Source organism: Actinophytocola algeriensis (genome assembly GCF_014203735.1).
GTDB classification, from domain to species: Bacteria; Actinomycetota; Actinomycetes; order Mycobacteriales; family Pseudonocardiaceae; genus Actinophytocola; species Actinophytocola algeriensis.
On sequence record NZ_JACHJQ010000001.1, the window covers coordinates 1,116,469 to 1,129,811 of the forward strand.

The 13,343-nt window shown below is 69.8% G+C and carries 12 protein-coding genes; 8 read left to right on the forward strand and 4 right to left on the reverse strand.

Going from position 1 to position 13,343, the window contains the following annotated elements:
• Nucleotides 1-15: 15 nt before the first annotated feature.
• On the reverse strand, nt 16-915 hold the full coding sequence (locus FHR82_RS05300) for a glutamate ABC transporter substrate-binding protein (protein ID WP_184809051.1): 900 nt from the start codon (nt 913-915) through the stop codon (nt 16-18).
• 64 nt (nt 916-979) lie between these two features.
• Nucleotides 980-1,708 carry an amino acid ABC transporter ATP-binding protein gene (locus FHR82_RS05305; protein ID WP_184809322.1) on the reverse strand — a complete coding sequence of 243 codons (729 nt, stop codon included), beginning with the start codon at nt 1,706-1,708 and terminating at the stop codon, nt 980-982.
• Nucleotides 1,709-1,901: 193 nt separating this feature from the next.
• Here FHR82_RS05305 and miaB point away from each other — a divergent pair, with 193 nt between their 5' ends.
• Both miaB and FHR82_RS05315 read left to right on the forward strand, forming a co-directional pair.
• Nucleotides 1,902-3,395 (forward strand): tRNA (N6-isopentenyl adenosine(37)-C2)-methylthiotransferase MiaB, encoded by a 1,494-nt coding sequence (miaB, locus tag FHR82_RS05310; protein WP_221463293.1) that lies wholly within the window; start codon nt 1,902-1,904, stop codon nt 3,393-3,395.
• Nucleotides 3,392-3,844, forward strand: a complete 453-nt coding sequence (locus tag FHR82_RS05315) for an Rv2732c family membrane protein (RefSeq protein ID WP_184809053.1) — start codon at nt 3,392-3,394, stop codon at nt 3,842-3,844. The genes miaB and FHR82_RS05315 overlap by 4 nt, the downstream gene beginning before the upstream one ends.
• 68 nt (nt 3,845-3,912) lie before the next feature.
• Here the strand turns inward: FHR82_RS05315 and FHR82_RS05320 are convergent, their stop codons facing one another.
• A complete protein-coding gene (locus tag FHR82_RS05320; protein WP_184809054.1) occupies nt 3,913-5,253 on the reverse strand; it encodes a DUF349 domain-containing protein in 1,341 nt (446 codons plus the stop codon).
• Nucleotides 5,254-5,493: 240 nt separating this feature from the next.
• Here FHR82_RS05320 and FHR82_RS05325 point away from each other — a divergent pair, with 240 nt between their 5' ends.
• The 5 genes from FHR82_RS05325 to FHR82_RS05345 all read left to right on the forward strand — a co-directional run bounded on the left by FHR82_RS05325 (nt 5,494) and on the right by FHR82_RS05345 (nt 10,550).
• Nucleotides 5,494-6,195, forward strand: coding sequence for a class III extradiol ring-cleavage dioxygenase family protein (locus FHR82_RS05325; protein WP_184809055.1), 702 nt, complete (start codon nt 5,494-5,496; stop codon nt 6,193-6,195).
• Entirely contained in the window at nt 6,192-7,091 is a 900-nt protein-coding gene (gene miaA, locus FHR82_RS05330) for a tRNA (adenosine(37)-N6)-dimethylallyltransferase MiaA (RefSeq protein WP_184809056.1), read from the forward strand. Before FHR82_RS05325 ends, miaA begins: the two co-directional genes overlap by 4 nt.
• Nucleotide 7,092: 1 nt before the next feature.
• A complete protein-coding gene (gene dapF, locus FHR82_RS05335; RefSeq protein ID WP_184809057.1) occupies nt 7,093-7,932 on the forward strand; it encodes a diaminopimelate epimerase in 840 nt (279 codons plus the stop codon).
• A gap of 125 nt (nt 7,933-8,057) precedes the next feature.
• Nucleotides 8,058-9,470, forward strand: coding sequence for a GTPase HflX (hflX, locus tag FHR82_RS05340; RefSeq protein WP_184809323.1), 1,413 nt, complete (start codon nt 8,058-8,060; stop codon nt 9,468-9,470).
• 57 nt (nt 9,471-9,527) lie between these two features.
• Nucleotides 9,528-10,550 (forward strand): SdiA-regulated/phytase-like domain-containing protein, encoded by a 1,023-nt coding sequence (locus FHR82_RS05345; RefSeq protein WP_184809058.1) that lies wholly within the window; start codon nt 9,528-9,530, stop codon nt 10,548-10,550.
• A 101-nt stretch (nt 10,551-10,651) separates the two neighbouring features.
• Here FHR82_RS05345 and lexA read toward each other — a convergent pair whose 3' ends face one another.
• The gene (gene lexA / locus FHR82_RS05350) at nt 10,652-11,353 is read right to left on the reverse strand and encodes a transcriptional repressor LexA (protein ID WP_184809324.1); all 702 of its coding nucleotides are present in this window, start codon (nt 11,351-11,353) and stop codon (nt 10,652-10,654) included.
• 1,442 nt (nt 11,354-12,795) lie between these two features.
• Here lexA and nrdR point away from each other — a divergent pair.
• Nucleotides 12,796-13,299: a transcriptional regulator NrdR gene (gene nrdR, locus FHR82_RS05360; protein WP_184809060.1), complete on the forward strand. Its 504-nt coding sequence runs from the start codon at nt 12,796-12,798 to the stop codon at nt 13,297-13,299.
• Nucleotides 13,300-13,343: the final 44 nt, after the last annotated feature.

Sequence of the window (13,343 nt, forward strand, 5' to 3'; positions counted from 1 at the left end):
ACCATCAGATCCGGATCAGTAGCGGTCGATCGTCGGCTTGTCGGCCTTCGAGCCCGACTTGCCGAGCGTGCTGTCGTAGATCTCCTGCCAGGTGCCGTCCTCGATGGCGGTCTCCAGGATGTCGTTCACCTTGTCCCGCAGCGCCTTGTCGTCGAGCGGCAGGCCGATGCCGTAGGGCTCCTCGGAGAACGTGTCGCCGACGACCTTCAGGTTGTCCGGGTCCTGCGAGGCGAAGCCCTTCAGGATGGCGTCGTCGGTGGTGACCGCGTCGACCTCCTTGGTGAGGAGCTTGTCGACGCACTGCGAGTAGCCCTGGAACTCGACGATGTTGCCGGGCTCGGTCAGGGCTTCGTCACGGACGCGCTGGATCGGCGTGGAGCCGGTCACCGAGCAGACCTTCTTGCCCTTCAGGGTGTCCTTGCCGGTGATCGTGTCGTCGTCCTTGCGGACCAGCAGGCCCTGGCCGGCCACGAAGTACGGGCCCGCGAAGGAGATCTGCGTCTTGCGCTTGTCGTTGATCGTGTAGGTGCCGACGTAGTAGTCGACGGTGCCGTTGGTGATGGCGGCCTCACGACCGGCGGACTGCACGGTCTTGTACTCGATCTTGTCCTCGCCGAAGCCCAGCTTGGCGGCGACCAGGCGCGCGATCTCGATGTCGAAACCGGAGTACTCGCCGGTGGTCGGGTCCTTGTAGCCCAGGCCAGGCTGGTCTTCCTTGACGCCGATGACGACCTTGCCGTTCTGCGTCATCCGGTCGAACGTCGCGGAGCCCTCGACCTTGACGTCGGTCTCCACCGCGGCCGTCGTGGACGGGCCACCGCCGGTCACGTCGTCGGCCGGCGCGCCTTCCTTACCGCACGCCGTGAGGGCGAGGCCGCCGACCAGCATCCCGATTGCAAGGGTACGAACCCTCATTGCTACTTCACTCCTGCTCTTGTTGGTCATGCGGCGCGGGCGAACACGCCGCTGGAGGGAGTCCTCAGTGTGTGAGGATCTTTCCGAGGAAATCCTTCGCCCTGTTCGACTTCGGCGCCGAGAAGAACTCCGTCGGAACGGAGTCCTCCACGATCTCACCGTCGGCCATGAACACGACCCGGTGCGCCGCGTTGCGCGCGAAACCCATCTCGTGGGTGACGACCAGCATCGTCATGCCCTCCTCCGCGAGGGTGGTCATGACGTCCAGCACTTCGTTGATCATCTCGGGGTCGAGTGCCGAGGTCGGCTCGTCGAAGAGCATGACCTTGGGCTTCATCGCGAGCGCCCGGGCGATCGCGGCCCGCTGTTGCTGGCCGCCGGAGAGCTGAGCAGGGTACTTCTGTGCCTGGTTGGCGATGCCGACGCGCTCGAGCAGCTCCATCGCGGTCCGCTTCGCCTCCGGCTGCGCCATCTTGCGCACCTTCACGGGGGCCAGCATCACGTTGTCGAGGATCGTCTTGTGCGCGAAGAGGTTGAACGACTGGAACACCATCCCGACGTCCGCCCGCAGGGTCGCGAGCTCCTTGCCCTCGGCCGGGAGCGGCTTGCCGTCGATCTCGATGAGGCCGGAGTTGATCGGCTCGAGGCGGTTGATCGAGCGGCACAGGGTGGACTTGCCGGAACCCGACGGCCCCAGGACCACGACCACCTGCCCGCGCGGCACCTCGATGTTGATGTTCTTGAGCACGTGGAGCTGGCCGAAGAACTTGTCCACCTCCACCATGCGGATCATGGGGGCGTCGGTAGCCGCTTCGGTCATCAATCCTCCAACGTGCGCACTCTTCTGGGCCATGCGGCCATACCAGGCGTGCGTGAGACTAGCGGCCCGGTAATGGCGGAAACCTACCCCCACCCAGGGTGAGATTCATGTCCGTTTGACCACATCCGAGGTCTCAATGCGGTCACGCGTACCCTCGGTGGCTGAGATGAGCACTCGTACTTACCAGGTGCGCACGTTCGGGTGTCAAATGAACGTGCACGACTCCGAGCGGCTGGCCGGCCTGCTGGAGGACGCTGGTTACGCGCCGGCTGTGGACTCCTGCGTGCCCGACGTGATCGTGTTGAACACGTGCGCGGTCCGCGAGAACGCGGACAACAAGCTGTACGGAAATCTCGGCCACTTGCGGCCGACGAAACTCGCCAATCCGGGGATGCAGATCGCCGTCGGCGGCTGCCTCGCGCAAAAGGACCGCGGTCAGATCGTCAGCAAGGCGCCGTGGGTGGACGTCGTGTTCGGCACGCACAACATCGGTGCCCTGCCGGTGCTGCTGGAGCGGGCGCGGCACAACTCCGAGGCCCAGGTGGAGATCCTGGAGTCGCTCGAGACGTTCCCGTCGACGCTGCCCGCGCGCCGCGACTCCGCGCACTCCGGCTGGGTGTCGGTGTCGGTGGGGTGCAACAACACGTGCACCTTCTGCATCGTCCCGTCGCTGCGCGGCAAGGAGAAGGACCGCCGCCCGGGTGACGTCCTGGCCGAGGTCCAGGCGCTGGTCGCGGAGGGTGTTCTCGAAGTCACCCTGCTGGGGCAGAACGTGAACTCCTACGGTGTCGAGTTCGGCGACCGGTTGGCGTTCGGCAAGCTGCTGCGCGCGTGCGGGGAGATCGACGGGCTGGAGCGCGTGCGGTTCACCTCGCCGCACCCGAAGGACTTCACCGACGACGTCATCGCCGCGATGGCCGAGACGCCGAACGTGTGCCACCAGCTGCACATGCCGCTGCAGTCCGGCTCGGACCGGGTGCTGAAGGCGATGCGGCGGTCCTACCGGCAGGCGCGCTACCTGTCGATCATCGACAACGTGCGTGCCGCGATGCCCGACGCCGCCATCACCACCGACATCATCGTCGGCTTCCCCGGCGAGACCGAGGAGGACTTCGAGGAGACGCTCGACGTCGTGCGGGCGGCGCGCTTCTCGTCGGCTTTCACGTTCCAGTACTCGAAGCGCCCCGGTACGCCGGCCGCCTCGTTGCCGGACCAGCTGCCGAAGGAGGTGGTCCAGGCACGCTTCGACCGGCTGATCGCCGTGCAGGAGGAGGTGTCGTGGACCGCGAACAAGGCGCTGGTCGGCAAGCAGGTCGAGGTGCTGGTGTCCGCGGGCGAGGGCCGCAAGGACGCCGACACCCGGCGCATGTCCGGCCGCGCCCGCGACGGCCGCCTGGTGCACTTCGCACCGGGTTCGTCCGCCGTCCGCCCCGGTGACGTGGTCGAGACGGTGATCACCTACGGCGCGCCGCACCACCTGGTGGCCGACGGCGAGCTGGTGTCGCACCGGCGCACGCGCGCGGGTGACAACCACGAGGAGGGCGTGCGGCCCCGCACGTCCGGTGTCGGGCTGGGGCTGCCGTCGTTCGGCCCGCCCCCGGCCACGAGCCAGTCGAGCCAGACGGCGGGGAAACCGGTGGGTGGATGCGCAGTCCGATGACCGACTCCGACGACCAGTTGCGCGAGGAGATCGACGAGGTCGGTCGCCGCGCTTCCAGGAAGGTCGAACTGGGTGGCCGCGCGGTCGTGATCGCGGTGGCCGTGTTCGTGCTGCTGGTGGGCCTGGTCCTGCCGTGGATGAACGGGGCGTCCGGCCTTGAGGTGCTGATCGGCCAGGAGGGCGGCAAGGCGTCGATGGTGCCGCGCCTGTTCGCGGTCACTGCGGTGCTGTTCGGCGTGGTCGCGTCGGCACTGACACTGACCACCCGCCGCTGGTTCTTCGCGTGGGTCGGCGCGGCGGGTGGCTGGTTCGCCTCCGTCGACGGCGTCCTGGCGATCTGGTCCCGCCAGTCCTCCGGCACCGACGTGGGCATCGGCCTGGTCATCGCCGTGGTGGCGATGGTCGTGATCGCGTTCCAGTGGTTCCGCACGGCGGCCTCGCGCTACTGAGGTGAGGCACGGCCCGAACGTGCGACGACCCGCGAGCCCGGTGGACTCGCGGGTCGTTCCGTTTCCGACTAGCGGCTCGCCACCGCGTTCTCCGCCGCCTGCAGCCACTCGCGCCACTGGGCGGCCTGCGCCTCGGCCTGCTCGGCGCGGCGCTTGTCGCCCGCGGCGTGGGCCTTCGCGGCCTGGGCCTCGAACTGCTCAACGCGCTCGCGGAACTGCGCGGCGCGGGCCTCGGCCTCGGGGTCGGTCCGCCGCCACTGGGCGTCCGCGGCGTGCCGGACCTTCTCCTCGATCGACCGCAGCTTGCCCTCCAGCTCCCGGATCCGGTCGCGGGGGACCTTGCCGATCTCCTCCCACCGCTCCTGGATCCGGTGCAGCTGCGCGCGGGCGGCCTCGAGGTCGCCCTGCGGGTTGATCTTCTCGGCCTCGGCCAGCAGCGCTTCCTTGCGCTTGCCGTTCTCCACCAGCTCGGCGTCCCGCTCGTCGAACACCGCGGACCGGTGGGAGAAGAACTTGTCCTGCGCGGCGCGGAACTGCTGCCACAGCGCGTCGTCGGCCTCCTTGGGCGCGCGGCCCGCGGCCTTCCACTCGGTCATCAGGTCGCGGTAGCGCGCGGCCGTGCCGGCCCAGTCGTCGGAGTCGGACAGCTCCTCGGCGAGCTTCACCAGCTCCTGCTTGCGCTCCTTCGCCGTCGCGCGCTGGCGGTCCAGCTCCGCGAAGTGCGACCCACGCCTGCGGTTGAACGTGTCGCGCGCCTTCGAGAACCGCTTCCACAGCGCGTCGTCGGTCTTGCGGTCGACGCCCTTGATCGTCTTCCACTCGTCCAGGATCGCGCGGAGCCGGTCACCGGCCGACTTCCACTGCGTGGACGACTCCGCGATCTTCTCGACCTCGTCGACCAGCGCCTGCTTGCGGGCGACCGCGGCCTGCCGGGCCTCGTCGCGCGCGTGCTTCACCGACTCGACGGCCTCCTGCGCACGGGACAGCACGTGGTCGATCCGCGCGTTGAGCGCGGCGAGGTCCCCGACGAGTGCCGCGTCCTTCAGGCTGTCCTTGATGTGCTTGGCGCTGGTCAGGCTGTGCTTCGGATCGCCGGAGCCCGCCTTCAGCCGGGCCTCGAGCAGCTCCACCTCGGTGCGCACGTCGTCGAACCGGCGCGCGTAGTGCGCGAGGCCCTCCGCGGGCTCACCGGCCTGCCAGGACCCGATCGCGCGGTCCCCGTCCTCGGTCTTCACGTACACGGTGCCGTCGGCATCGACCCGGCCCCACTTCTCCGGGTGTGCCGACGCCGCGGCGACCGGCGGCGCCGAGGGAGCGGGTGCGGAGGGCGCTGGTGCGGCGGGCGCCGCGGCCGGCTCCTCGGTACTCGTGGTGGCGCTGGTGTCGGCGCTGATGTCCCTGTCCGTCATGGCCCGTTCCTCCCGCTCGCGTGCCCGCTGACGTACTTCCCGCCGCGGACGCCCCGCTCTCGCGGGGCCTGGCAGTGTCGGTGCCGGACGAGTCGAATCGCACAGCACCCGCGCGCATTCAAACAGGTCACGCCGCGCCTCGGTACTCCACGGCCGACACGAGTGGCCACGAACAGCGCAGGGTGACGCCATGAGCCCGGAGAGTTCACGTTCGGGCGACCATGGGTAGCCTCGGATCTCGTGATCGTCCGCGCCGCCGTCGTGCCGACCCCGCCGCTCCTCGTGCCGGAGCTCGTCGCGGGGACCGACGCCGACGTGACCGCGGTGCGCGCCGCCTGCCTGGCCGTCACGACTCGCCTGACCAGCGCGGCACCGCACTGGGTCGCGGTCGGTGCCGGCCCGGCCGGTGTCCTCGGCCCGGACGCGGCGGGCACGTTCGCCGGTTTCGGCGTCGACGTGCCGGTGCGCATGAGCGACGCGGCGACAAGTACACCCGATCCGGTGATGCCCCTGTCCGCGCTGGTCACGGGCTTGCTGCGGGCACAGTCGGCGGCGGAGGACGTCACGGTGCACCTCGTGCCGCCCGACCTGGCCCCCGACGAGTGCTTCGCGCTGGGCGAACACCTCGCCGACACCGCCGAGCCGGTCGGCCTCCTGGTCGCCGCCGACGGTTCCCACCGCCACGGCGCCCGCGCGCCCGGCAGGCCCGATGACCGTGCGGGCCCGTTCGACGACGCCGTCCACGACGCCCTGGCGGGTGCCGACGTCAAGGCCCTGATGGCGCTCGACCCGGCACTCGCCGCCGAGCTGGGCGCGGAGGGCCGGGCACCGTGGCAGGTGCTCGCCGGTGTCCTCGCGCGCGGTGCGTGGAGCGCGGACGCGCGGCTGATGATCCCGTTCGGCGTGGCCTACCACTTCGCAGTATTGGACCCGGTGCGATGAAACCGATAGCGATCGTCGGCCCGACCGCCACCGGCAAGTCCGCGCTGGCCATCGCGCTGGCGGAGGAACTCGGCGGCGAGGTGGTCAACGCCGACGCCATGCAGCTCTACCGCGGCATGGACATCGGCACCGCCAAGGTCCCCGAGGAGGAACGCAGGGGCGTCCCGCACCACCTGCTCGACGTCCTCGACGTCACCGAGACCGCGTCCGTCGCCGCCTACCAGCGCGACGCCCGCGACGTGATCGAACGGCTCCTCGGCCAGGGCCGCGTCCCGATCCTCACCGGCGGCTCCGGCCTGTACGTGCGCGCGGTCCTCGACGAGCTGGACTTCCCCGGCACCGACCCGGACATCCGCGCCCGCCTCGAACAGGAGCTGGACAACCTCGGCGCGCAGAAGCTCCACGACCGGCTCGCCAAGTTCGACCCGGTCGCCGCGACCGCGATCCTGCCCACCAACGGCCGCCGCGTGGTCCGCGCGCTGGAGGTCATCGAGCTGACCGGCCGGCCGTTTTCCGCGACCATGCCCCGCCCCGGCCCGGCCCGCTACGACACCGTGCAGCTCGGCCTCGACCTCGACACCGAGGAGCTGGACCGCCGCGTGGACCAGCGCGTCATGGCCATGTTCGAGCAGGGGCTGGTCGACGAGGTCCTGGAGCTGGAGAAGAAGGGCCTGCGGGTCGGCAAGACCGCGTCGCGAGCCCTGGGTTACCAGCAGGTACTCGACCAGCTCGACGCCGACCACGACATGCTCGTGGCGACCGCAGCCACGGCACTGTCCACGCGCCGGTTCGTCCGCCGCCAGCGCTCCTGGTTCCGCCGCGACCAGCGGATCGAGTGGCTGGACGCGGCCCAGGACAACCTGGTGGGCACGGCTCTCGCGCGATGTCTAGCCTGAAGTGGTGGGCATTCCGTTTCTGAAGGGGCACGGCACCGAGAACGACTTCGTGGTGCTGCCCGACCCCGACGGCACGCTCGACCTGACCCCCGCGCGGGTCCGCGTGCTCTGCGACCGCCGCGCGGGTCTCGGCGCCGACGGCGTGCTGCGGGTCGTGCCCGCCAAGGCGGTCGCCGACCGGCCCGCCGAGGTGCCCGACGACCTGTGGTTCATGGACTACCGCAACGGCGACGGCTCGGTCGCGGAGATGTGCGGCAACGGCGTGCGCGTGTTCGCCCGCTACCTCGTCGACACGGGCCTGGTCACGGAGCGCGAGTTCACCATCGGCACCCGCGCCGGCGTCCGCACGGTGATCGTCGACGACGAGGTCACCGTCGGCATGGGCCGTGCCAGGGTGACCGGGTCGTCGCTGGCCACCGTGGGTGGCGCGTCGGTCGCGGGGGTCGCCGTGAACGTCGGCAACCCGCACCTCGTGTGCGTGCTGGAGGACGCGGACAAGCTCGCCTCGCTCGACCTGTCCGTGCCGCCCGCGTACGACCCGGCCGTCTTCCCTGACGGAGTGAACGTGGAGTTCGTGGTGGTCGAGGCCCCGGACCGGCTGCGCATGCGGGTCCACGAACGGGGGGTCGGAGAAACCCGATCGTGTGGCACCGGCACGGTCGCCGCCGTGACCGGCGTGCTGTACGGACGCGGTACGCACACCGGCGAGGCCACCGTCGACATTCCCGGCGGGCGGGTGCGGGTGACGGTCGGCCCCGAGCAGTCAACCCTGTCCGGGCCGGCGGTTTTCGTGGCCCGCGGCGAGCTCGACCAGGTTTGGTGGGACCGCGCGGGGGAATAACCCGGTCGATCCGGACGCTGAAACATGGGACTATTCATGTACAGCGAAAATCGGAAGACGGAGGGTCTCACCACGTGACAGAGAATCTCAATCATCAGCAAACCGACGAGCACCACCACGACGGGTTGACTGACCTGGCTGAGCTCTCTGCAGGTGAACTCGAGCTCTCCGATCGCGCGGCACTGCGCCGCGTCGCGGGTCTGTCAACCGAACTCTCGGACATCACCGAGGTCGAGTACCGGCAGCTGCGGCTGGAACGGGTCATCCTCGTCGGCGTCTGGACCGAGGGCAGTGCCGCTCAGTCCGAGGCGTCGCTCGCGGAGCTCGCCCGGCTCGCGGAGACCGCCGGTTCCGAGGTCCTCGAAGGTCTCGTCCAGCGTCGTGACCGGCCGGACCCGGCCACCTACATCGGCTCCGGCAAGGTCCAGGAGCTGTCCGGGGTGGTCGCGGCGACCGGTGCCGACACCGTGATCTGCGACGGTGAGCTCTCGCCGTCCCAGCTGCGCCAGCTGGAGGCGAAGCTCAAGGTCAAGGTCATCGACCGCACCGCGCTGATCCTGGACATCTTCGCGCAGCACGCGCGGTCCAGGGCGGGCAAGGCGCAGGTCGAGCTGGCTCAGCTGCAGTACTTCCTGCCACGTCTGCGTGGCTGGGGTGACGCGCTGTCCCGGCAGGCCGGTGGCCGTGCGGGTGGCGGCAACGGCGGCGTGGGTCTGCGTGGTCCCGGTGAGACGAAGCTGGAGACCGACCGCAGGCGCATCCGGCACAAGATCTCCAAGCTGCGCAAGGAGATCACCGCGATGGGCACCGTGCAGAAGACCATGCGGAGCCAGCGGCGGGCCAACCTCGTGCCGAGCGTCGCGATCGCCGGGTACACCAACGCCGGCAAGTCGAGCCTGCTCAACGCGCTGACCGGCGCGGGCGTGCTGGTGGAGGACGCGCTGTTCGCCACCCTGGACGCCACCACGCGCCGGACCACCACGCCGGAAGGCAACGTCTACACGCTGACCGACACCGTCGGGTTCGTGCGGCACCTGCCGCACCAGCTGGTCGAGGCGTTCCGCTCCACGCTCGACGAGGTCGCCGACTCCGACCTCATCGTGCACGTGGTGGACGGCGCCGACCCGAACCCGGAGTGGCAGGTCGAGGCCGTGCGCGAGGTGCTCAGCGAGATCGCGGACCGGCGGAACGAGCCGCTGCCCACCGAGCTGGTCGTGGTCAACAAGACCGACGCGATGGACGAGCTGTCGCTCACCAGGCTGCGGCACCTGCTGCCCGGCGCGGTCTTCGTGTCCGCGCACTCGGGGGTCGGGATCCCGGAGCTGCGGGAGCGGCTCGGCGAGCTGCTGCCGCACCCGGAGATCGAGATCGACGTGCTCGTGCCGTACGCGCGGGGTGAGCTCGTGGCCCGCGTGCACCGCGAGGGTGAGGTGCTCACCGAGCGTCACACCGAGCAGGGCACCGAGCTGTCCGCCAAGGTCAAGCCCGACCTGGCGGGTGTGCTGGAGAGCTTCATCGTCAACGGCACCTCCGCCTGACCGCGGACCCGGGGCAGCTACCGTGGTTTCGTCCACGGGCTTCGGGGAGGTGTGTCAGTGCGGTCGGTGACGCTTGCGCTCTTACTGCCGCTGGGGTTGCTTTCCGCGACCCCAGCGGCAGCCGCACAGGTGCCTGAGCCGGTTCCGGTGTGCACCATCACCGACCCCGAGGTGGCCGAGCTGTCCGGTCTCGTCGCCGACGACGAGCACTGGTACGCGATCAACGACGGCGGCACGGCCGCGACGGTGTTCGTGCTCGGCAAGGACTGCCAGGTCCAGGACACGATCACCGGCCCGGTCGACCCGTACGACGTGGAGGACCTGGCCCTGGGTCCGGACGGCACGTTCTGGCTGTCCGACACCGGCGACAACGACGCCGACCGCGACACGGTCGCGCTGATCTCCCTGACGCCTGCCGGCGAGACGGCGCTGTACCGGCTCACCTACCCGGACGGCAAGCACGACGCCGAGGCGCTGCTGCTCGACGGTGCGGGAACCCCGTACCTCATCACGAAGAGCCCGCTCGGCACCGCGGACGTGTACCGGCCCGCGGCACCCTTGGCCTCGCCAGGCCCGACGCCGCTGCAGCACGTCCTGACGGTGCGGTTGTCCAGCACGGACACCCCCGGTGGGCCGGTCCCCGGCATCGTCGGCTCGGTCACGGTGACCGGTGCGGCGGCCAGCCAGGACGGCACGGCCATCGCACTGCGGACCTACACCGACGCGTACCTGTTCCCGGTGAAGGACGACGACGTGGTCGGCGCGTTCTCCGGGAAGCCGGTGCGGGTGCCGCTGCCGAACGAGGCACAGGGCGAGGCGATCGCGTTCCAGCCGGACGGGTCGCTGCTCTCGGCGTCGGAGGGCGTCGGTCAGCCGGTCCGGTCCGTGGCCGGCGCGGCGCGGCTGGTGGCGCCGGAACCGCCGCCCGAAAAGCCGGAACCGGAGGCCGCGTCGAACGTCTCCGAATCACCGGCCGCCGAGGAAAGCCTGCCGTATTTACCGGCCGCGGTTGTGACGATTGTCGTTGTCGCGGGTGTGTATTTGCTGTTCCGCTGGTTGCGTAGACGTAAGTCGTATTGACGAAAAACCCGCGGCGATCGTGGGGGAGGCTACTGCTGCCACGATCGCCGCGGGTTGCATTCCGTTCGTCGGCGTGCGGCGCGCCGACGACACTGTTCTTTCTAGAGCCTGCGCAGTACGGCGACGACCTTGCCGAGAATGGTGGCGTCGTCACCGGGGATCGGTTCGTAGGCCTCGTTGTGCGGCATCAGCCACGCGTGGCCGTCCTTGCGCTTGAACGTCTTGACCGTCGCCTCCCCCTCGATCATCGCGGCGACGATCTCCCCGTTGTCGGCGGTGGGCTGTTGCCGCACCACCACCCAGTCCCCGTCGGTGATCGCCGCGCCGACCATCGAGTCACCCGCGACCCGCAGCAGGAACAGCGAGCCCTCGCCGACGATCTCCTTCGGCAGCGGGAACACGTCCTCGACGGCTTCTTCCGCGAGGATCGGCCCACCAGCGGCGATGCGCCCCAGCACGGGCACGTACGCGGCGGTGGGCGTGGCGACCGCGACCTCGGCGGGCGCGTCGTCCTCGGTGCTCGCCGCCGCGGCGGGAACCGTGGCCGGGTCCACGTCCGCCGGCAGCACGCCGATCGCACGCGGCCGGTTCGGGTCCCGCCGCAGGTAGCCCTTCTGCTCCAGCGCCCGCAGCTGGTAGGCGACCGAGGAGGTCGAGGTCAGGCCCACCGCCTCGCCGATCTCGCGGACACTCGGCGGGTAGCCGAACCGCTCGACCCACGTGCGGATGACGTCGAGGACCTCGCGTTGCCGAATGGGCAGCTCCTCCGCCTCGGCCTGTTCCACGCCGGGGAAACTGCGCAGGTTCCCCCGCAACGGCTTCCTCTTCGGGACGCCCTTAGGTATTCCTCCTGGTTTGCGTGGCACTGCATGCCTCCCTGCGCGCCGGACGCCAGCATGGCGCCCGGAATGTTCGTGTGCGTCTTCGACGTTATCCGGAGGCCCCCACGAGATCAAACACCTGTTCGACGACACGCCGTGTGGGTCTCGTTTTTTGTCGGTGCCCCGTGGTACAAAATCGCACGAAGGTTCGATCGAACTGCTGTTCGACCTTCGAGCAGGTGTTCGAGAGTGGTCAGGAGGCAGTCATGAGCGTGACGGCGCACAGGTCAGACGTCGAAACGCAGGTCGGAGCCCCGCGCGTCGACCGTCCGGTGGCGCCGCGGGCGGCCCGCCGGGTGCCCGCGCCTCGCCCCCCGACGCGCCGCCGGGTGGTCCAGGCCGGGGTGCCGAGGGTGGTCGCGTCGTGCGCGCCTCGGCGTCCTCGCCTGTCGGCCGGGTGGGTGCTCGCGGTCGCGTCCGCGGCGTGCGCCGCGGTGGTCGGGTTGGGGGCCCTGTCCGGGGCCGTGGAGCCTGCGGTGCCGTCGGAGACGACTGTCGTTCGGGTCAAGCCGGGAGAGAGTCTGTGGGAGCTGGCCGGGCGGGTGGCTCCGCGTTCGGATGCCTCTGTGGTGGTGGAGCGGATTCGTGAGTTGAACGGTGTCGAAGGGACTGTGCGGCCTGGGCAGCCGTTGACCGTGCCTTTCGAGGGCTGAGTTTCCGGAGGTTCCGGCGGCCGTTCGGAGGGAGGTCGGCCGGCGGGGTCGCTGGGTTTGTCCGCCTGGTTGTCCTGAGTTTCTTCTTGATTTCGTGCATGTTCGAGTGCTTCGGTCGTGTTGCCACGTCGGGCGGATCCGCTGCCTTGTCGGCGGTGCCGACCGTGTTGCCGTGGCCTGACTTCACTCGTGTCTTCCTCCGCTGTGGCGGGTCATCCGGTCGCGTTTACTCCGTTGTTTTCCGTGCCCTGTCTCGACTTCCGGTCCTTGGTTTCCGGCGTCGCCGATCGAGTCGCGCTTGCGCTCGGCGCCGTCCCGCCTTCCGGTCCATTCCGCTCGCATTTCGCGGCTTCCTGTCCGCGTCGCCTCCCGGTGTGACCCCGTCCGCCTAGCGCACCCGCCGCCCCCGGCGTGCCGGTACCCCTCCCAATCCCGCCCCGGCCGCTGTGGCAATCTCCCGGAACCGCCGTCCGTGTCTCCTCGCCGCGTCGCCCTCAGGGTGACTCTTTCGGGCTGGGCGGCTACCCGTCGTGCGGCCGTCATGGCTGGTCCGTGTCCGCGTGTCGCCCCTCGTGTCGACTTGCATCATGTGGCGTCTAGGCTTACCGTCGACCCCAACATCTAGTAGTTACACATCTGTAGTTAGTCCACAGGTTGGGGTGGACTTGCCCACAGGTTGTCCACATGTCGATCACCAGATAGGGGTGTTCCATGCGTTGTCCGTTCTGCCGGCACTCGGACTCCCGGGTCGTCGACTCGCGTGAGGTGGACGACGGTCAGGTCATCCGGCGCAGGCGTTCCTGCGTCAAGTGCAGCCGGCGGTTCACGACCGTCGAAGAGGCCATCCTCGCCGTGGTGAAGCGCTCGGGGGTCACCGAGCCGTTCAGCCGCGAGAAGGTGGTCACCGGGGTGCGGCGTGCCTGCCAGGGCCGCCCGGTCGACGAGGACGCCCTGCAGCAGCTGGCGCAGAAGGTCGAGGACACGATCAGGTCGACCGGTGCCGCCGAGGTGCCCAGCCACGAGGTGGGCCTGGCGATCCTCGGCCCGCTCCGGGAGCTCGACGAGGTCGCCTACCTGCGCTTCGCCAGTGTCTACCGAAGCTTTTCGTCCATTGAGGACTTCGAGAAGGAGATCGCCGGCCTGCGACGGGTGGTCGAACCCGGCACTGGGCTCGATGGTTCGCTCCGCAAGGTCCGCGAAGAAGCGAATGAGTAGAAGCCGTACGCGACGGCGTCACGGGGTTGGCAAGAGGTCACGTC